Below are 19,018 nucleotides of genomic sequence, written 5' to 3' on the forward strand. Positions count from 1 at the left end.
CAGCACTATAGCAGTCCTAAATGATTCGTGAAGGCGAGATCCCCGACTTCTCTAAGAAGTCGGGGATCTGAACTGCTGGCATCTCACAACTTAAATAGAATTGCTATAGAAGCCGAGGCACTTTTACTTGCTGGAGAGACGAGTAGGGGAACGATAAAAAGGTTTCTTGACAACAACCGCTGGATATGATTTACCCCGGACTTCGACCTCTAGCTGCTGCCCAATCTGCGCTAAATTCGTGGGAACATAAGCCAGGGCAATTGGTTGCCCTAAAGTTGGTGCCAGCGTACCGCTAGTGACAACACCCACAGCTTCACCATTATGCAGCACCGGGTAGCCATGACGGGCGATGTAACGCCCTTGCATTTGCAACCCTACCAGACGGCGTTCTACTCCATTAGCTTTTTGTTGTTCCAGCGCCTCTCGCCCGATAAAGTCGCCTTTGCTATCGAGGTGAACTACCCAACCCAAACCAGCTTCTAAGGGCGTGGTGCTTTCATCAATATCTTGCCCATAAAGTGCCATTGCTGCTTCTAGGCGCAGGGTATCTCTAGCGCCGAGTCCGCAGGGAACCACACCAGCTGCTACAAGATTTCGCCACAATTCTACCCCTACTTCTGGGTCTACCATCACTTCAAACCCATCCTCGCCTGTATAGCCAGTGCGGGCAATAAAGGCTGGCTGTTCGAGTATGGTTGTATCGAGATGCCCAAATGCCTTAATCGGTGTCAAATCATCTTTGACAAATTGCTGTAAAAATGCGATCGCTTTCGGCCCCTGAACAGCAATCAAAACTTTCGCTAGTGACAAATCCTCGAAATCAACTGGGTAAGATTCCAACTGTGCAAACATCCAAGCTTTGTCTCTGGATCTGGTGGCGGCGTTGACTATCATTACTCCCCGCTGTTCGCCGTTGTCTTCGCCTTGATAGTAGAAAATTATGTCGTCCAAAATCCCACCTTGAGGATTTAGCAGCACGCTATACTGAGATTCACCGGGTTTCAGACGGCTAAGATCCGAGGGAACTAGCGGCTGGAGGTGGGAAATTAGCTGTTTCCCTTTGAAGGTAAATTTGCCCATGTGGGAGATGTCAAACATCCCCGCTGAGGTGCGAACTGCCTGGTGTTCTTGGGCAATGCCGATGTATTGTACTGCCATTTCCCACCCGGCAAAGGCGGTGAGTCGGGCTTTTTGTTCTAGGGCGAGTTGATATAGGGGAGTTCGGGCGATCGCTGTCTCTGGATGCAGTTCTTCGGTAGCCACAGCTGGTTATTCCGTCGCAGGTGATTATCTTTATCCTACGAGATGCCTGCATCTTCATCAGTGTAGAAAAAGGATTAATGTAACGGTTTTCAGCAGATTTGCTTTTGATGAAAGCCCCGGCGATTACAAACATCGCCGGATATTTATTAACTAGCTGCTGATAACAACTGATTGCTAAGCATCTGCAAAATCTCTTCATTATCATTAATGATGCTTTCAGCTTGCAGTTTTAAGGCGCGAATATTTTCCTTACTTGCATCATCCATGTGATCGCCGCGTTCGGTCAGCCTTGTCTGAAAGCGATAGTAACGACGTTGATCTCTTACCGGAGGAAGTAACTCTTTGAGTTGGTAATGTACGGTGTCGCTGACCCCATCAAAAGTTACATGGATTATCGGCTGCGCCCATTGGAGAAGTCCCCAGTCTTTCACCTTCTCATAGGGCAGAATTGTGGTTAGTTCTCCAGTACCAATTGAGACAATTAGAAAATCATTTGCATCTGGATAGTTAATTTTTGCTTGAACATATGCACACATGGCGGGATTGTTAGCAAAAACGCCACCGTCAATTAAGGCATAGTAATCTGTCAAGTCATTTGTTTCCAGTTTTAGGGGTTCAAAATATGTTGGGGCGGCGGAAGTTGCCCGTGCCACTTTTTTCATGGGAAAATTGTGGCAGTCTGGGGTTTTTCTAGCTTTGGTGCGTTTGAAGAAGTAGGGACGGCGCAATTCAATGTCATAGCTAGGAATCAATATTTCTGTCAGCGCTTCGCCAATCATGGTTTCGCCAAAGTATTCTTGTAAAACTCTTTCTATCCCATGTGAGGGATATTTTTCGTCTTGTAAATTTTTGAGTTTAGTAAAATTAGACTGAGGAAAAATGCGGATTCCTTCTTTTTCGTACAGTCTGACTAAATTTGCGGCAGGATGTTCAGGCTTGCCTCCCCCATTGGGTTTAGTAAGACCTAAAGCCAAAATCCCCCCGGTTGAAGTACCCGCAATCAGATGGAAAAGCTCTGCAATCGGCTTTGATGTTATCTGTTCAATCTCGGCTAAAATCATAGCCGGAATGATGCCGCGAATACCGCCTCCATCAATTGACAAGACTTTGATTAATCTAGACATGATGCACTCCTAATTCTCTTAGTATTAAATCATTTATTTACAGGAAATGGTATGAGTCGCAGATAATGCGATCACAATTTAATTTTTGTTATATAAATTCAAGGTGTGGATGCAATACATCTGTAGGGATATGGCATTGCCATGTCCCCGAACATCAGAACACTGAGAAAAGCTATAGTTTATTCAGCAAAAGATAAAATTAAGTAAAAATGTCCGACTAAAGTCAAGGGCGAACCAACAAAGCCTGCCAACGCAGGCTAATAATATAAAGCCGTTGCGTTAGCAGGCTTTGTTCTTCCAGGCTTCTAGCCTGTAGACTTATATTTGCTCTCATAGGTATGCTCCCTATTCATTTACGCATGGTAGTATTAAATATTTCAATATAACCTGTTGAGCTTTGCTGGACGCTATCTATTGAGGATGATTGGGTTTTGGCAGTTTTAAAAATTTCCCCTCACCATTTGCAAGCCATTCGGACTCATGCTGAAAGCAGTTATCCTAACGAGTGCTGCGGCTTGTTGCTGGGATTGGCTGGGGATGAGAAAATTGTGGCGGAAGTGATACCAACCCAGAACAGTTGGGATGCGGAAGCCGCCCAAGCGTTTGCTGCGATCGCGGGTTCGGATAAACTAGGTAGTAGCAAAAGAGATAGATACGCGATCGCACCACTAGATATGCTAAAAGCTCAGAGGGAAGGACGCGATCGCTCTTTTGATATCATCGGCATATACCATTCCCACCCCGACCATCCCGCAGTTCCCTCAGAATTTGATCGAGCCTGCGCCTGGTCAGTATACTCTTATATTATTGTCTCTGTGCTACAAGGCAAATCTGGCGACCTGTGTAACTGGAGTCTGGACGATGCACACCAGTTTCAGCCAGAAGAAATGATTACGGTAGAAATAACCTAGATTAAAAACTATTAAGACACAAAGATACAAAGACTATTGTATTTTTGATAGGCTGTTAACTCTGTCTGCCCTCACTGAAAGGTCATGCTTAATCCCAATCTGGATGAAATCCAGTTAACGAAAGAAGAATACGAACGCTATTCCCGCCACCTCATCCTGCCCAAAGTGGGACTAGAAGGACAAAAACGCCTGAAAGCAGCAAGCGTCCTGTGTGTTGGCACTGGGGGACTGGGTTCGCCACTATTGCTGTATCTTGCCGCTGCTGGTATCGGACGCATCGGCATTGTCGATTTTGATGTCGTTGATAGTTCCAACTTACAACGGCAAGTAATTCACGGCACCTCTTGGGTAGGTAAACCAAAAATTGAATCGGCAAGAAACCGGATTTTAGAAATAAATCCTGATTGCCAAGTTGACTTATACGAAACCCGCCTGACTTCAGAGAACGCCCTGGACATTCTCGAACCCTACGATGTTGTAGTGGATGGCACCGATAACTTTCCCACACGTTATCTAGTTAACGATGCCTGCGTACTGTTAAATAAACCCAACGTTTACGCCTCTATCCTCTTCTTTGAAGGTCAGGCTACCGTATTTAACTACGAAGGCGGCCCCAATTACCGCGACCTCTACCCCGAACCACCACCACCCGGATTGGTTCCCTCTTGTGCTGAAGGCGGCGTTTTGGGTGTTTTGTGTGGCGTTATTGGCACCATTCAGGCAACTGAAGCCATTAAAATTATCTTGGGTCAGGGTAATACTCTGAGTGGGCGACTGCTGTTGTATGATGCCCTGCAAATGAAGTTTCGGGAACTGAAACTGCGTCCGAACCCAGAAAGACCAGTTATTGAAAAATTGATAGATTACGAACATTTCTGCGGGATTCCACAAGCAAAAGCAGAGGAGGCAAAGCAGCAGATGGAAATGTCAGAAATGACGGTTAAGGAATTGAAGGAATTGATAGACAGGGGTACAGATGATTTTGTGCTGCTTGATGTCCGCAACCCCAATGAATACGAAATTGCCCAAATTCCCGGTTCAGTTTTAGTGCCGTTACCGGATATTGAAAGTGGCGCTGGTGTTGCCAAAGTTAAGGAATTACTCAATGGTCATCGCTTAATTGCACACTGCAAAATGGGTGGACGTTCTGCGAAGGCGTTGGGAATTCTGAAAGAAGCTGGCATTGAAGGCACCAACGTGAAAGGTGGGATTACTGCTTGGAGTCGAGAAATTGACCCTTCAGTGCCGGAATACTAAAAAATTGTGTGGGGTGCGAAGCGCGACAGCGTAACGTACCCTACGCTGCTACATTGCTGGATTAAATTCGGTGGCATACTTTGGCTTAATTGTCAACAGGTGTATTTTTGCTTTGTGGCATTGTCTTAAGCTGCTGGAAAGCATCAGTGGCAGTGTAAAGTGCAAAGTGTGTGCAAAGTACAAGTAGGATAGCTTTTGAGCGACTTGTATAGAAATCAAAATGCAAAACAAAAGTAGCGATAAGTTTACTGCGATCGCGCTAACAGCAGGATTTTTTGCAATTATCATCCCCAGCAATCCTGCCGCCGCCACCCATCTGAGTCCATTTCAATACTGTGCCGCCGACTTGCGGAATGTTGGTATTTCCGTAGAACAAGCTGCCTCAGCTTGTTCAGACGCACTCGATCCTCAGCAATTATCCGCTTGCGTGTATTATATTAACCAAGAAACTCAGCTTGCCGCGCAAGACGTTCTGCCTGCCTGTACCCGCGTGCGCCGCCCGATAGAGTTAGGCAGGTGTGTAATTAATATTAACAACGACACCAGAAATGCGGCAGCGCTTGATGTTCTTGATAATTGTCGCCGCAGCCTGCTGCCAATCCGCTTTGCTGAATGCGTCGTTGGCTTGACTCGCCAACTGGAAATCACCGCCAGCACCGCAATGAATCGCTGCATTTCGGCGGAAGATTATCCTACCAACTTGTCCCCCACCTTTGCGCCACCGCCTGCCCCAAATCCAACGCCGCAGTTTACACCTCCGGTAGCACCTCCGCCGGGGCTGACACCTCTGCCTAATTTGGACGCAAATCCAGTTATCCCGGCTAGACCAAGACCAGTTAATCCTTAAATACTTAGAGGATGTCCCAGAAGTGTCAAAAGTTAGCTTGATCCCCCGTTTCAAGGGGGATCAAGTCTTAGTCCCGCTTTTTAAGGGGGATGCAAGGGGGATCTCCACCATCTAAGCGTGTGGATTATGACTTTTCAGACATCCTCTCAGTAGTCATTTTCGCATTCCCCAGCCCAGCCAGGGAATGCGGGTAAATTAATTTCCCAGTGCTTCCAAATCAGCGGGAGTGTTGCAATTAAACAATACTTGTGGTTGAGTTACGGGTAGTTCCTGTACAGAATGCTCCGCCAACCAATGCTGAAAGGATCTGCCGCCTCGATTGATATATTCAGACAGTAGCGGCAAACAGCAACGGCGGTAAAAACCACACAAGGGTTCCCAGCCTTTCGGGTGTCGGGGAAGAAGCGCGATAGCATCTTCTGGCACTGGCAACTGCTGTAACCAACTCTGCAAAACTTCCACTTTTAAATTTGGCAAATCGCAGGCAAGTAACAGCACCCAATCTGTTTGCACCAATTCTAAAGCTTGTCTAAACCCAATTAAAGGCCCGTGAGTTTTCCCTGCTTCCAAGTCATAAACTTCTCGAATTAATTGGCAGTTAGGTGGCAATATATCTTGATATCTTTCAATCCAAGGTGTCACCACATAAACTACAGAAGCACACTCTTGGGCAACTTCACAAACCTGCCGAATCAACGGCACATTATTAACAGAAATTAAGGCTTTATCCCTTCCCATCCGCGAACTTTGTCCGCCAGCCAACACAATTGCTGTCACCGATTCAGCTTGGGAAATGTTCATTATCTTGCACCAATTGCGATCGCCCGCCTTGGATTTGAATCTAACGCTATAGCGTTTCTCAGTTGGGTGGAATATATCGCGTTTCTGACGTTCTCCCTACCAAGGTTAGGGACATGGCAATGCCATGTCCCTACATATGTATCGCACCCAACTCTTGCATAGGACGATAGCAATCCAGAAAAAACCAGAGATTTCAGTCGATTAAAATGGACTTTAGCTATTAGCCCGGAACTTAAGTTCCGGGCTAATAGAGAATTTATTTTGCGCTTAAAATAACCGTCCGAGAGGGATTATCCCATTTAATAGACACATCCAACTGCTGTAAATCAACCGCTTTGATATATTCAAGATTGCGGTGAGTAACTTTGGGAAAATTGGCAACTTTACTCGGATCGATCTTCAACGAATTCAGAAAAACAACGGGAATAGAGGCATTACCGTTAACCAGAATACCCTGATTATTATAAAGCTGGTCGTTGATTTTGACGCTGATAACTGGGTATGACCGAGGAGGCGGGGGAGTCATGCCTTGTCGCTGCGCTTCTCGCGTACTCCAAGCTTGCAGTCCGTCAGCTAGTCCACGGGCGAACTCTTTACGTTTACTTTGCAGTAAAGCGCGATCGCCTGCACTGGTAAGAAACCCCAACTCCAACAACATTGAAGGAATATCCACTTGACGGCAGAAACCCAAACTCCCAACTCCGGTGCTAGTATCTGGTTTAGTTGCACGAGAAGGTAATCCCGGAACTACTCTGAGCAAAGATTGCAGTACCAACTGGGCATCGGCTTGCCGCTGAGCGTTGCCAGCGACGTAGAAGATGCTGGCACCCCGCACGTTAAGATTATTAACAGCATCGGCGTGAATTTCTAGCGCCACATCGCCACGACGCGATCGCACGTTAATCCAGGTAATAGTTTCCTTTAAACTCAGCGTGTCGGGAACAGAGGTGACATCTAAACCACGCGATCTCATTTCGGCTACAGCAGCATCACGGGTGAGTCTCATTTCCCTGTCTTCCGTAGTGCCTCCTGCGATCGCGCCCGGATCTCCAGCACCATGTCCAGCGGAAAGAAAAATCCTTACCATTATAATTATCTCCCCAAAATTCTATTATTTCTGGACGTTATAGTTATTCATTGTGCTTCATCCCCATAAAGCTTGAATCCGGAGGAGCAAGTGATACTTTCTTGTTCGCGTATCCAGGCTATGATACGCCGTATTCTAACTTAGCGTTTTAAGAATCGATGGAGCGGGTAATTTCAGCAGTTGGGTTGGCTGTTTTTATTGGGTTGTCCTACGCCTTCTCGATAAATCGCCGTGCGGTGCGCTGGCGTCCGATATTGTGGGGGATGGGATTAGAATTTATTGTGGCGCTTCTAATTCTTAAAACACCAGGCGGTTTAGCGATATTTAAGGCAATAGGCGATGTGGTGAGTCGCTTTCTATCATTTTCTGATGTCGGTGCGAAATTTGTCTTTGGGGAAAAATACGAAGATCACTTTTTTGCCTTCAAAGTGCTGCCGACAATTATCTTTTTCTCTGCCTTCATCAGCGTACTCTACCACTACAAGATTTTACAGCGCGTGGTGAATGGATTGGCGTGGGTGATGATGAAGACAATGGGAACATCGGGGGCTGAGTCTTTATCTTGTGCTGGCAACATCTTTTTAGGGCCAACTGAGTCACCCCTGCTAATTAAACCTTATGTAGCGACAATGACCCAATCAGAACTGCACGCAGTAATGACTGGGGGCTTTGCCACAATTGCGGGTGGAGTATTAGGCGCATATCTGTCCTTTGGAATTCCCGCCGAACACCTGATAGCTGCTTTTTTTATGACTGCGCCCACCTCACTCGTTGCCTCAAAATTGCTTTATCCGGAAACAGAAGAACCGAAGACCGTTGGCAAAGTGCAAATAAACGTGGAAAGCACCTATGAGAATGTCATTGATGCAGCGGCTGTGGGAGCGGTGGACGGGACGAAAATAGCAATTAACGTCGCGGCGATGATTATTGCTTTTTTGGGGTTGCTGGCGTTTGTGAATGCCGTTTTGGGATGGTTAGGGGGACTGGTGGGGATGGCAACCCTGTCGCTGGAGTCGATTTTATCTTATGTAATGGCACCCGTGGCGTGGTTGATCGGGGTGCCTTGGGTTGATTGTAGGGAAGTTGGGGTGTTGTTGGGCAAAAAGACTATTTTGAATGATTTTATCGCTTACCTGGATTTGAAGACGCTGATTGAAACTCAGGCGATTTCCCAAAGGGCAGTAATTATTGCTACCTATGCGCTGTGCAACTTTGCCAATATTGGCTCGATTGGCATTACGATTGGCGGGATTGGCGCGATCGCACCGAATCGTCAGAAAGATTTGGCGCGAATGGGTGTAAGGTCGATGATTGGGGGTTTGTTGGCGGGTTTGATGACAGCTGCGATCGCGGGTATGTTGTTGTAGATTTGAACCACGACCGATCACACAGAAAAAGTTAGAAGAGTTAGTCTATCTGTTCTGCCATTCCTTGCTCTATTCGTTCTAGCAATGTATCAACATCTGCGCCGACCTGCTCAAAGCAAATGGGTGGTGGGGGATCTGGTTCAAACTGAATTATCTTTAATTGTCCCTCGCCAATTCCAATAATCAGAACTTCCACTTCCGGTTTATGAGCATCCACAACTCCCAATATTTCCTGAAGTTTATTTTCAACTTGGTTATTTAGTGCTTCTATAGCTTGTTTGGGACAATAAACGAAATGCGGTTTTGGTTTGATATCCAGCCCTAAAGTACCTTTAGTGTCTCCATTTTCTAACCACAATCCCCAAGCAAGTGCTGCTAATTCTTGCTGATTTGCTTTAACAAATTGATTTAGCTGGTTTCGCCAGTTCTTTTCCCCAGAATCAGGGGAGGTACTACCAAATTGAATCATTTTACGTTCAGTTATTGTGCATTTAATGTGTTGATAGCGATCGCCCTTGCCAAAAATCGAGCGATCGCTAGTAAAGTTATTTTTCCGGAGATTTTAGCGCCTCGTCTAGCACCGCACGCGCTTCCTCTGCTTTAGATCGAGCTTCCAGGTAGCGCTGATTAACTTGGGCAAAGTTTTTGAGAACCTTAAAACCGTCCTTGAGGCTGGAGATTTCCTCCTCACTTACCGGCTGCTCTGTAAATAGGATATCTACCTGAGCGCGAATTTTCAGAGCTTCGGAGCGTGATTCCTGCACCTTTAGCTTCAGAGTGGCAAGGTTGCTGAGAACTTGTACAGCTTGGGTTACAGCGTCCTCATCGCTCTTTTCATCTGCTTGGAGTTCTTTAACTTCAATCAGCTGTTGCGGACTAAATCCCTCTTCGAGATCGGTGGGTAGCTCCTCCGCATCCATGAGTTCCATAAGCTGCTCCATCGCTTTCTCACGGGCTTTTTTTGAATCTTTGCCTGGAACAGTCAGGATGACTTCTGGGCTTTGAGCGAGAGTGTACTGAACCATAGTTTTGCCGGAGAACTTGTCGAAAGACCTTATGGGCTGGTTATTTGAACCAAGCCGACAGGATTATTTTAGGGTAAAAGAAAGCGATCGCCCAACAGAATATATCCTAAAAGGCGCTAGCTTATGGACAGAGCAGTAACACTCCTACCACTTGCGCGATCGCCTGAAACTCAAACTTATGGATGCAAATACTTCCACCGCCCTTGAGCAAGCTTTAACAGCGATGTCTCACCAAGAGCTGTTGAACTTGATTATAAACCTTTCCAGCATTGAAGCTGACTTTCGCCGCATTCTGTTAGCAAATGTCAGTATTTCACCCCAAATTCTCCAGCAACAGCCTGTATCCCCTCAAGTAGTCAAGCAATTTAAACGAGACATCAGCAAATTTTTTGACGAACTTGAAGAACGTGGTCGCTACGATGATTATTACGATAATGAATATGACGAAAGTGAAGAGTATTCTGAATTAGAGATTTTGTTAGAAAATGCCAGAACTTTGAATCTTGTCGATCAAATCGAGGTTTTTTGGCATATTGCAATTTGCGGCAATGAAGTTTTTGAGGAAGGAGAGTTTTTCATTGGTACGCCACAAATTGAAGAAGCAATTTGCTTATACGGCGAAGCTGTCACTAAATTAGATTTACCTCATCAGCAAAAGCACAATTACTTTGACGTGCTAATTGATGCTCTTAGTTGGGCTATTTGCGGCTACGGTGAAGTTACTGAAGCGATTGAAGAGGCGCTGGACAAAATTTGTACTGGCCCAGAAGATTTTCGCTATCTTATTCAAAAGTTTGAAAATAACGATTACGAGAGAAGCTCCGATTTGATTGCCCAATATTATCTTGAATTAGGAGATGATGAAAACTATCTCCGAGTTCGGCAAGCTAATCTGGAAAAAGAGAAAGACTATTTACAGTTAGCAGAATTTTGGCAGCAAAAGGGAGATAGGAAAAAACACCTGGAGACGTTAGAGCAATGGGTATCTGATTTAGTTAACAGAAAAGCTCCTCCTCAGAGTCAGTTAAATTATCTTTTTGCTCCCCGTTATTCATCTTTAGAAGACAGCCCGATTTTAAAGAGATTAGCGGAACATTATCGCCAGCAACAGGATGATGAAAACTACTGTCGCATTTTGATGACTTTGGCTCAATTCGGTAAAACCACGTTAGATTTATATAAACAAATTGAAACGCTTGGTGGCAAGTTAGGTAACTGGCAAGAACTGAAACTTAAGCTGATAGAATTTGCTCAAGTAAGTAGCACTAATCTGGCGGAAATTCATCTTTACGAGCAAGATTGGGATGCGGCTGTTCAACTTGCACAGCAAAAAGCCAATTCTTATTATGAGGAGTCGTTGCGAATTTTAGTTGCAGAAGGGGTGAAGCAACACCGCACGGAAGCATCTATTCAAATTTATCAGCAACTCGTGCAGAGCCATATTGACAGTAAAAACCGCGAACATTACAGCATTGCGGCTCGTCATGCTAGTGCAATCAAATCAATTTATTTGTCCGTTTTGAATGATTCAGCGGCTTGGCAACGCTATATTACTGATATCCGGCAGCGTTATCCTCGTCATCGGGCATTGCAAGAAGAATTTCGGGGGTTGTAAGGAATTTTTTCTCGTTCCTAGGGTCAGCCTGGGAACGAGAATTTAATATTAAGTTCCCCAAGTCTTAAACAAGTTATTCCAAATGGTGTTAATTGATTGTTTAATTTGGTTTTGGCGATACCATCTTTGAAAGGCTTTTTCGTAATCTTCGCCTTCAGATTGATAGGTATTCCAGGCATTGAGTCCTAGCCCTAGTCCCCAGAATAATAAAATATACAAAGACCAAGTAAGCTCGCCTCCATTAACTAGATTCAGCCCCATAAAGAATGAGTTTACGATCGCAAAATTGCCAGCGTGTTTCTGTAATCTTCCATGTCGATAAATATTAAAATCTTGCCGCTTTTGGATTTCTCCTTGCTTCTGTAGCCACTGTTGTTCTGCTACTTGAAGACATTCTGGGGAGATTTCTAACTCGGCGGCGATTTCTAATAGCTGTTCGCGAGTAAATTCTGTGTCATCAGCTTGACGCGCAATCGCTATCTGCAAAATCTGCTGTATATCTTCTTGATTGTAAGAACGAATCATTTGGGTTTGGGTGACGGGCATAATCAGCACCTGCGGTCGATGTTGGGAAAGCTTTTCTGCCCTTAAAATTCCAGAGCAGTGCTGATTCTATTATGCCGAGGCAAGCCGGGGAACGGCATAGAACAATATTCCCAAAACCGAACCTGAATGGACGGATACTACGATAGCAAAAAGATTAAGACACTCGTTACATTCCGTTACGATAAGGATATGCGAGAGGTTCAGTTAAGCCTCTCAAAGAAAAGACGTGATCGCTTGCGTCTGTAAAATTAGAGGTGGCGTAATGAACGGCACAATTCGCGTCGGCAATCTTTTTGGAATTCCCTTCAACGTGCATCCGTCCTGGTTTTTCGTCCTGGGTTGGGTGACTTTGAGTTATGGTAGCGGGCTAGCGGCTCAATTTCCTTCCCTTAGCTTGGGATTACCCTGGTTACTGGGATTGATCGCAGCGCTACTGTTGTTTGCTTCGGTATTGGCGCACGAACTAGGACATAGTTTTGTCGCCATCCGGCAGGGAATTGAAGTTAAATCCATCAATCTGTTTCTGTTTGGTGGTCTGGCAAGTCTAGGTAAAGAACCAAAGACTCCAGCAGGAGCATTCTGGCTGGCGATCGCAGGGCCTTTAGTTAGTTTGGCGCTTTTTGGTCTAATTAGCGTTATTAGCTTTAGCTCAGGCATTTCCGGGCCATTTGCCGCAATTTTAGGAGTGCTGGGTTACGTCAATTTGGCGCTGGCATTGTTTAACCTGATTCCAGGCTTACCCCTAGATGGTGGTAATGTTCTCAAAGCGATAGTTTGGAAGATTACTGGCAATCCTTACAAAGGTACTGTCTTTGCTGGTCGCGCTGGTCAAATCCTGGGATGGATTGCGATCGGATCAGGACTGTTACCTCTACTAATGGGTAGCTTCAGCGGTGTCTGGAATATATTAATCGGTTGGTTCTTGCTGCAAAATGCTGGTCGTGCAACCCAAGGTGCCAGAGTGCAGGAGCAGTTAGCAAATTTGACCGCCCAAGATGCAGTAATGCCGGATAGCCCGATTGTATCTGAGGCGCTTTCTGTGAGAGAGTTTGTTAACGACTACATTATTGGCAAACCCCAAGCGCAACGGTTCTTAGTGACTAACGAGCAGGGAAAATTGGTGGGCGCGATCGCAGTTGACGATCTCAAAACCATCCCGACATCTCAATGGCCCGAAATATCTGTTAGTCAGCTAACGCAACCTATCGAATTCTCCACAACTGTCAAACCCGATCAATCGTTGCTGGAAGTGGTGACGCTGCTAGAAGAACAAAAGCTCACTCAGCTTCCCGTCATTCGTGACAACGGCGTGCTAGTAGGACTTCTGGAAAAAGCTTCTGTTCTCCAGTTGCTCCAAAAAAGAGCGCAAGCAAACCCCGCTTAATCGATTTTAGATTTTGGATTATCAAATCTAAAATAAAACCTCCCTCGGACAATGAGATGCTTGTCAGGGGGAGTTTTTTTGTGCGCCATCTCTTCCAGACCTGGGAATGCGTTGCTTCTTTCCCACAGTTCTCCCTCTATCGGCACAATAGAATTAAACTGCTCTGAACACAAGGCGCTTCAATGGAACTCACTAACAGTTTGCCTAAAGGGCCAAACACTCCGCGATCGCTGCGGTTAATAAAGTTTATTTTTCAGCCCATAAAGTACCTGGATGATAATGCCAAAGCCTATGGTGACACCTTCACCATCAGGGGAAGCAAAAATACTCCGATTGTGTACTTCAGCCAACCACAAGCACTGCAAACGATTTTTACTGCTGATGACCGCCAGTTAGACGCTGGAAGAGGGAACAGCGGTTTAGAGTTTTTAATGGGAGAAAATTCTCTGCTACTGCTAGATGGCGATCGCCATCAGCGCCAACGACAGATGTTAACCCCTCCCTTTCACGGGGAACGGATGCGGGCTTACGGTCAGATTATCTCTGAAATTGCCCAGCAGGTGATGAATCAATGGACGGTTGGCAAACCCTTCAACATCCGTGTGTCGATGCAAGAAATCGCCCTGCGCGTCATCTTACGAGTGGTGTTTGGACTGGATGAAGGGTCGCGTTTGGAAAAACTACGCAGCTTAGTCGGTTCAACCCTGGACTTGATGACTTCCCCCTTCAACTCCAGCGCCTTCTTTTTTGAGTTTCTTAAACAAGATTTAGGCGGTTGGAGTCCTTGGGGTCGGATGCAGCGCCAAATAAAACAAATTGACGAACTGATTTATGCTCAGATTGCGGAACGTCGAGCAGAATCTAACCCGAATCGCGAAGATATCCTCAGCTTAATGATGTCTGCTCGTGATGAAGCGGGTCAACCGATGACGGATGTGGAGTTACGCGATGAGTTAATGACTCTGCTAGTCGCCGGACATGAAACCACCGCTTCTGCGCTGACGTGGGCTTTGTACTGGGTTGACCAATTACCCCAGGTGCGGGACAAACTGCTCCAAGAGTTGGATGTTGATACCACAGCAGATCCAAGTATCATTGCCAAACTGCCCTATCTAACTGCGGTTTGCTCTGAAACGCTTCGCATTTACCCAATTGCTCCAAATACTTTTATTCGGGTTGTGCGATCGCCAATCGAGATAACGGGCTACAAATTAGAGCCGGGTACAGTAGTAGTCCCCAGTATCTATTTAGCCCACCATCGCGAGGAAACTTTCCCAGAGCCGAAGCAGTTCAAGCCAGAACGCTTTTTGGAACGGCAATTTTCTCCATACGAGTATTTGCCCTTTGGTGGCGGGAATCGTCGCTGTATCGGCATGGCATTTGCCATGTATGAAATGAAATTGGTTCTCGCAACAATTCTGTCGCGTTTTCAAGTGTCGCTGGTTGATAAGCGTCCGGTTATTCCGGTGCGTCGGGGCTTAACTTTAGCAGCACCAGGAGGCATGAAAATGGTTGCTACTTCTCGGCTGAAGAAGCCTGCAAATACTCCAGTCTCAGTTTAATTAGGTTTTTGACGGCTTAAACTCCAACTCCTTCAGATTAGCTGGGGGAGTTTTTGTAAGTAGGGGCATGGCAATGCCCCTAGGCAGGAAATTGGGGGTTAATAAATCCATGCTCCTAAGCACCCCATCAGTGTCAATAAACGTAATTTAATAGCTGTCTTCGCCCGCAACCAGGTCGCTATCACTAGGCACGCAAAAGTCTTGATTTAGGGAGGCATCACGGATTGCTTGCCACTGACAAAGGAGTTCATCACCCCTTAGATCGTTGACTATGTATTGTTTAACAGCCTGTTCCAATTCTTGCGGGGTTTTGGGAACGGGAACAGTACAGGTAAGTTCTGGCATAAGGAAACCTCTGCTGAAAGGACGGATATCAGGGTTAAGACCCTATAAGTCATATTTTAATGACATTTAAGAGAAAAGTAGCGAAAGTTACATTTTTAAAACATAACTTAGGTTATGAACTGGGAGAAGTACCTAGCCTGTAGCGATCGCTCCCAGCATTTTGCAGATAGCAAGTCCCCTTGTTCGAGCTTAGGTTGGGTAAAGCGATGACTCTCGAACAGCCAATCATTTTCCAGAAATGCTACAAGGAAAAAGCAACTGTTGTAGCTCAAATCGGAATCTCTGGGGATGTTGATAAAAAAAATTTTGGTGGCTACGGCTGGAGCAGCGATCGCTTTCTTCACAGTTTTGGGCTTTCCCAAGGAAGTTTCAGCGCAGAATTTTGATGAGATTTATGTCTTTGGCGACAGCATCTCGGATGTTGGCAATGCCTATAAAGTTACAAGAGGGGAAAGTCCCTCAAACCCTCCCTACTTTCGCGGACGCTATTCTAATGGTTTAGTTTGGGCGGACTATCTCGCAGCTAAGCTGAAATTAAAATCCAGTACAGAGACTAACTTCGCCTTCGGAGGTGCAAAAACAGGTAATTCTAGGCAACTTCCCCCAGGATTGCTGACGCAAATCGAAACTTTTAAAGCAACCCATTCTTCCGCAGATCCGAAAGCTCTGTATATTGTCTGGGCTGGTGCTAATGATTACCTGGGTGGCGCTACTGACTCTACCGCGCCAGTTAATAATTTAAGCGTAGCAGTGAAGTCTCTCGCTGACGCTGGCGCTAAAAATATCGTAGTAGTTAATTTGCCAGATTTAGGAAAACTTCCAGGTACGCGCATCAGTGAACGTTCCAACTCGCTCAACAATTTGACTCAGAAGCATAACTCTGCATTAGCTGCATCTCTCAACAATTTGCGCCAGCAACTAAGTGATATTAAGATCACCTACCTTGATGTGAATTCTCTCTTTAATCAAGTCGTCAACAATCCAGAAAAATTTGGTTTCACGAATGTAACTAACGCCTGTCTAAGCCAAGCTAAGATATGCGATAATCCCAACGAATATTTATTTTGGGATAACATCCATCCGACAACCGCCGCGCATAAATTACTCGTAGAATTAGCTTTTGCATCGTCCAAACCTGCGCCCCAACCTGTTTCTATCTCTACCCCTATTCCTTTTGTAATGGGCGCGATCGCATTTGGTGCAGGTACAGGTTTTATCATCAAGCGCCAAAAAGCCGTCAAAAACTGATTTTAAATTCGGTAGGCTATGTTAGCAAAAATAGTAGGGTGGGCAAAGCCAACCAAATCTTTCGATGGTAGGCAATCCCCGCCCTACAAAATTATTCTTTGAATGTACACCTATTTATAGTAACCAAGTCTTTGCGGCAAAATCCGCAGGCTCATCTGCGTGTTTGAAAACTGGTCGTTGTTGCCGCACGAATGATTGGGTTAGTTGTCCTTTGCTAGGTGGCTTATCTTGCTTGTCTTGCTTATCTTGCTTATCTTGCTTATCTTGCCTGCCTTTTTTCAGAGCATTAACTTCATCACTCAGTTGAGAATTCGCTTCTGCAAGTTGCATAGCTGCATTTTTAGCTTGCTCAAGTTCTGCCTTTACTTTGTTTAGTTGTTTAAGCTCTTTCTGAAGCTTTTGTACTAATTCTTTTTGCTCATCAAGATTGGCTTCCAAATTAGACATTTTTTCCATTAGAGAGCTTTCGTTTTGACGCGATCGCTCTATAGTTGCTTTCAAGTCCGTCACCATTGCTTCTAAATCAGCTTTGGTTGGATTTGTCCGCTTAGCAGTAGTTTGTTCAGAGGTATCTGTTGACGATTCCTCCTCCTCAGCTTGCAACTCTGATTCTGAAACTTTATGGGCGGTGACTTCTATAACAGTTTCACCTTCTTCTTTGTCTGGTAAATTTTGTGCTTCTTCGCGTAGCAAATCTGAGAGACGTTTTTTAGTCATTATTTCCTCCAATCACGTTGTAATTCATTAGCCACACGGCGGTAGTCTGCCTGAGCCTCCCGTCCATTCGTCCCGCGCCATTTAGTAATAGGCACCCCCTCTAGCGCCGCTCGTTCGTGGGCTTTGTAGGCGCGAATAAACGCATTACAGGTGGGTATTCCTAGCTCCATGAGAGTGTTTTGAGCCTCCAGTGCTTCCCCTACACTCCGCCCATCCACCTTAGTTAGCAGCACCCGATGGGCGACTCCCACGGGCATAACGGCTTCCCGCACTGTTTCAATAAGTACAGCCAGATCCATTGCTGATGGGGGTGTAGGCAAAACCAGATAATCTGCGATCGCTACTACCGCCGCTAATGCTTCGGAGTGCAACGCCGGAGGCGTATCCACTACTACTAAATCGTAGCCTTCTATCTCGCATAAATTACTCAAAAGTTTTGGGTCAGTCTCTTGGGCTAGGTCAAAGCCCATCCCTTTCTCACTACGCCCAACCCACCAACTCGCCGAACCCTGAGAGTCTGTATCGACCAGAAGAACCCGTTTGTTTTCCGAGAAGGTAGCCGCCAGATTGACTGCTGTCGTGGTCTTACCTACTCCTCCCTTCCCGTTGAGAATAGCGATTATTCTTGGCACTGTTCGCCTTTGATGCTGACCTTAGAAAAATATACCGCTTTATCGGCTATGAATTTTTTTTTTTGCCTTATTTCTTTGGCTGCGAACATATATCATGCCATTGATATATATCTTCAGAAAGAATCGACACCATCACTTCAGTCTGAAAACATCGGCAAAAATACTATGCGACTCCAGTATTCTGTTCTCGTCAGGTGAATCATAAACCACCATAAGAGAATTTTGCTGTCCTAAACAAGGAAAGAGTGCCAACCCCTCAGCATGATCTGAACCGAACCTGAAAGGCAAATCTAAAACTACTTCCAAGTCTCCCTCTTCCTGCCCAGATATACTGTTTTCAGGATAATCTAAGCCATTCTTTAACCGAAAAACTCGCAAAGCACCTTCTAGATCCATAGTAGGGCCCGCGAGTATTAATAAGTCTTCACCATCTAGACACAGTTCCCGTACACCTAAGCCATTCAGATTCAGAAAATGTTTTTTGTATTGCTCCCCTTCTTTACCGATTTTTTTCAGGGTTAAAATCCCCGGCTCTGTTTCTTCAACTTCTATCTCTAAAATTAGCGCCCAGCCTCTGAGTACAGGGCCTCGCAAGCCGATGAAAATTTTATCTCCTCGAACAGCTAATCCCTCAATATCAAATCCATTTTCTTTAGAGGGAATAGAACTTGTTATAAAATGCCCTATGTGGCGGTCTTCTTTTAGGGCTTCCATCAACACATTGGTATTATCGTCTATCTTTTGCAGACAACCTGCTGTCATTTTTTTCTCTGGATTATCTGGATGGGAGCATACTTTAAATAACTCCTTCCCCACTACCGGGATACGAGCTAGTACATAACGATTTAGCTCCCTTTCTACTGTGGCTAGTTTCTCTAAATCTTTTGCTAAATCTTTACCTTTTACTTTTTTCCGCTTTGTACTATGCGAACCAATTATCCATAGATAATTGTTGGCATAATCCATTCCTTCTATATCAATTTCGCCTTCTTGATTAAATAAATCAATAAAATTCTTAACAAAGAATTGCTGATGATCGCCGAAAATATATGGCTCAATAGGTGATAAACGCTCAATAGTTCTGGTTTCATCAGAACCTACCCACAAGCTACCATCAGGTGTGAAAGCAGCCGCAGATAAATCTTGTCCGAGAGGTTCATCTGCTTTGCCATTGAAGCGAATTAGCACGCGACTTAGTAGAAAACTTTCTGGCATAATGCTTACTTCCTAAAATTGTTGGGGAGCGTTACAATTCTGTATTAGCATATCCCCATGCAAGTTTCATAC

19 protein-coding genes are annotated in these 19,018 nt (G+C 45.2%); 8 read left to right on the top strand and 11 right to left on the bottom strand.

Annotated features, from left to right (window positions below):
• Positions 1–123: 123 nt before the first annotated feature.
• Positions 124–1,263 carry a glycine cleavage system aminomethyltransferase GcvT gene (gene gcvT / locus H6F63_RS05325; RefSeq protein WP_190635484.1) on the bottom strand — a complete coding sequence of 380 codons (1,140 nt, stop codon included), beginning with the start codon at positions 1,261–1,263 and terminating at the stop codon, positions 124–126.
• Between the two features lie 146 nt (positions 1,264–1,409).
• Entirely contained in the window at positions 1,410–2,387 is a 978-nt protein-coding gene (locus H6F63_RS05330) for a CBASS cGAMP-activated phospholipase (protein ID WP_190635486.1), read from the bottom strand.
• A gap of 431 nt (positions 2,388–2,818) precedes the next feature.
• On the opposite strand from H6F63_RS05330, the gene H6F63_RS05335 reads away from it, so the two are divergent.
• The 3 genes from H6F63_RS05335 (at position 2,819) to H6F63_RS05345 (ending at position 5,402) form a co-directional block, all read left to right on the top strand.
• Positions 2,819–3,298 (top strand): M67 family metallopeptidase, encoded by a 480-nt coding sequence (locus H6F63_RS05335; protein WP_190635488.1) that lies wholly within the window; start codon positions 2,819–2,821, stop codon positions 3,296–3,298.
• Positions 3,299–3,382: 84 nt separating this feature from the next.
• Positions 3,383–4,555, top strand: a complete 1,173-nt coding sequence (gene moeB / locus H6F63_RS05340; protein ID WP_190635490.1) for a molybdopterin-synthase adenylyltransferase MoeB — start codon at positions 3,383–3,385, stop codon at positions 4,553–4,555.
• 220 nt (positions 4,556–4,775) lie between these two features.
• The gene (locus tag H6F63_RS05345) at positions 4,776–5,402 is read left to right on the top strand and encodes a hypothetical protein (RefSeq protein WP_190635492.1); all 627 of its coding nucleotides are present in this window, start codon (positions 4,776–4,778) and stop codon (positions 5,400–5,402) included.
• A 195-nt stretch (positions 5,403–5,597) separates the two neighbouring features.
• On the opposite strand, the gene H6F63_RS05350 is transcribed toward H6F63_RS05345, so the two are convergent.
• A complete protein-coding gene (locus H6F63_RS05350) occupies positions 5,598–6,203 on the bottom strand; it encodes a molybdenum cofactor guanylyltransferase (RefSeq protein WP_190635494.1) in 606 nt (201 codons plus the stop codon).
• Positions 6,204–6,459: 256 nt separating this feature from the next.
• On the bottom strand, positions 6,460–7,290 hold the full coding sequence (locus H6F63_RS05355; protein ID WP_190635496.1) for an N-acetylmuramoyl-L-alanine amidase: 831 nt from the start codon (positions 7,288–7,290) through the stop codon (positions 6,460–6,462).
• Between the two features lie 158 nt (positions 7,291–7,448).
• Between H6F63_RS05355 and H6F63_RS05360 the strand changes: the two genes are divergently transcribed.
• Positions 7,449–8,657, top strand: coding sequence for a NupC/NupG family nucleoside CNT transporter (locus tag H6F63_RS05360; protein ID WP_190635498.1), 1,209 nt, complete (start codon positions 7,449–7,451; stop codon positions 8,655–8,657).
• 40 nt (positions 8,658–8,697) lie between these two features.
• On the opposite strand, the gene H6F63_RS05365 is transcribed toward H6F63_RS05360, so the two are convergent.
• A complete protein-coding gene (locus H6F63_RS05365; protein ID WP_190635614.1) occupies positions 8,698–9,123 on the bottom strand; it encodes a hypothetical protein in 426 nt (141 codons plus the stop codon).
• 79 nt (positions 9,124–9,202) lie between these two features.
• Positions 9,203–9,682: a hypothetical protein gene (locus H6F63_RS05370; protein ID WP_190443139.1), complete on the bottom strand. Its 480-nt coding sequence runs from the start codon at positions 9,680–9,682 to the stop codon at positions 9,203–9,205.
• Positions 9,683–9,860: 178 nt separating this feature from the next.
• Here H6F63_RS05370 and H6F63_RS05375 point away from each other — a divergent pair, with 178 nt between their 5' ends.
• Entirely contained in the window at positions 9,861–11,297 is a 1,437-nt protein-coding gene (locus H6F63_RS05375; RefSeq protein WP_190635500.1) for a hypothetical protein, read from the top strand.
• 48 nt (positions 11,298–11,345) lie between these two features.
• Here the strand turns inward: H6F63_RS05375 and H6F63_RS05380 are convergent, their stop codons facing one another.
• Positions 11,346–11,843 (bottom strand): 2TM domain-containing protein, encoded by a 498-nt coding sequence (locus tag H6F63_RS05380; RefSeq protein ID WP_190443135.1) that lies wholly within the window; start codon positions 11,841–11,843, stop codon positions 11,346–11,348.
• A 262-nt stretch (positions 11,844–12,105) separates the two neighbouring features.
• On the opposite strand from H6F63_RS05380, the gene H6F63_RS05385 reads away from it, so the two are divergent.
• Positions 12,106–13,227: a site-2 protease family protein gene (locus H6F63_RS05385; protein ID WP_190635502.1), complete on the top strand. Its 1,122-nt coding sequence runs from the start codon at positions 12,106–12,108 to the stop codon at positions 13,225–13,227.
• Positions 13,228–13,409: 182 nt separating this feature from the next.
• On the top strand, positions 13,410–14,789 hold the full coding sequence (locus tag H6F63_RS05390) for a cytochrome P450 (protein ID WP_190635503.1): 1,380 nt from the start codon (positions 13,410–13,412) through the stop codon (positions 14,787–14,789).
• A gap of 147 nt (positions 14,790–14,936) precedes the next feature.
• Here the strand turns inward: H6F63_RS05390 and H6F63_RS05395 are convergent, their stop codons facing one another.
• A complete protein-coding gene (locus H6F63_RS05395) occupies positions 14,937–15,134 on the bottom strand; it encodes a hypothetical protein (RefSeq protein ID WP_190635505.1) in 198 nt (65 codons plus the stop codon).
• A gap of 288 nt (positions 15,135–15,422) precedes the next feature.
• Between H6F63_RS05395 and H6F63_RS05400 the strand changes: the two genes are divergently transcribed.
• Complete coding sequence (locus H6F63_RS05400; protein WP_190635507.1) at positions 15,423–16,382, top strand: SGNH/GDSL hydrolase family protein; 960 nt, start codon at positions 15,423–15,425, stop codon at positions 16,380–16,382.
• A gap of 114 nt (positions 16,383–16,496) precedes the next feature.
• On the opposite strand, the gene H6F63_RS05405 is transcribed toward H6F63_RS05400, so the two are convergent.
• From H6F63_RS05405 to H6F63_RS05415, 3 genes are all read right to left on the bottom strand, one after another.
• Positions 16,497–17,099 (bottom strand): hypothetical protein, encoded by a 603-nt coding sequence (locus H6F63_RS05405; RefSeq protein ID WP_190635509.1) that lies wholly within the window; start codon positions 17,097–17,099, stop codon positions 16,497–16,499.
• A complete protein-coding gene (locus tag H6F63_RS05410; RefSeq protein ID WP_190443120.1) occupies positions 17,099–17,731 on the bottom strand; it encodes an AAA family ATPase in 633 nt (210 codons plus the stop codon). Before H6F63_RS05410 ends, H6F63_RS05405 begins: the two co-directional genes overlap by 1 nt.
• Before the next feature lie 132 nt (positions 17,732–17,863).
• A complete protein-coding gene (locus H6F63_RS05415; RefSeq protein WP_190635511.1) occupies positions 17,864–18,946 on the bottom strand; it encodes a DUF3616 domain-containing protein in 1,083 nt (360 codons plus the stop codon).
• Positions 18,947–19,018 lie beyond the last annotated feature (72 nt).

Origin of the sequence: Trichocoleus sp. FACHB-40 (genome assembly GCF_014695915.1) — a bacterium.
Lineage (GTDB): Bacteria > Cyanobacteriota > Cyanobacteriia > Cyanobacteriales > FACHB-T130 > Funiculus > Funiculus sociatus.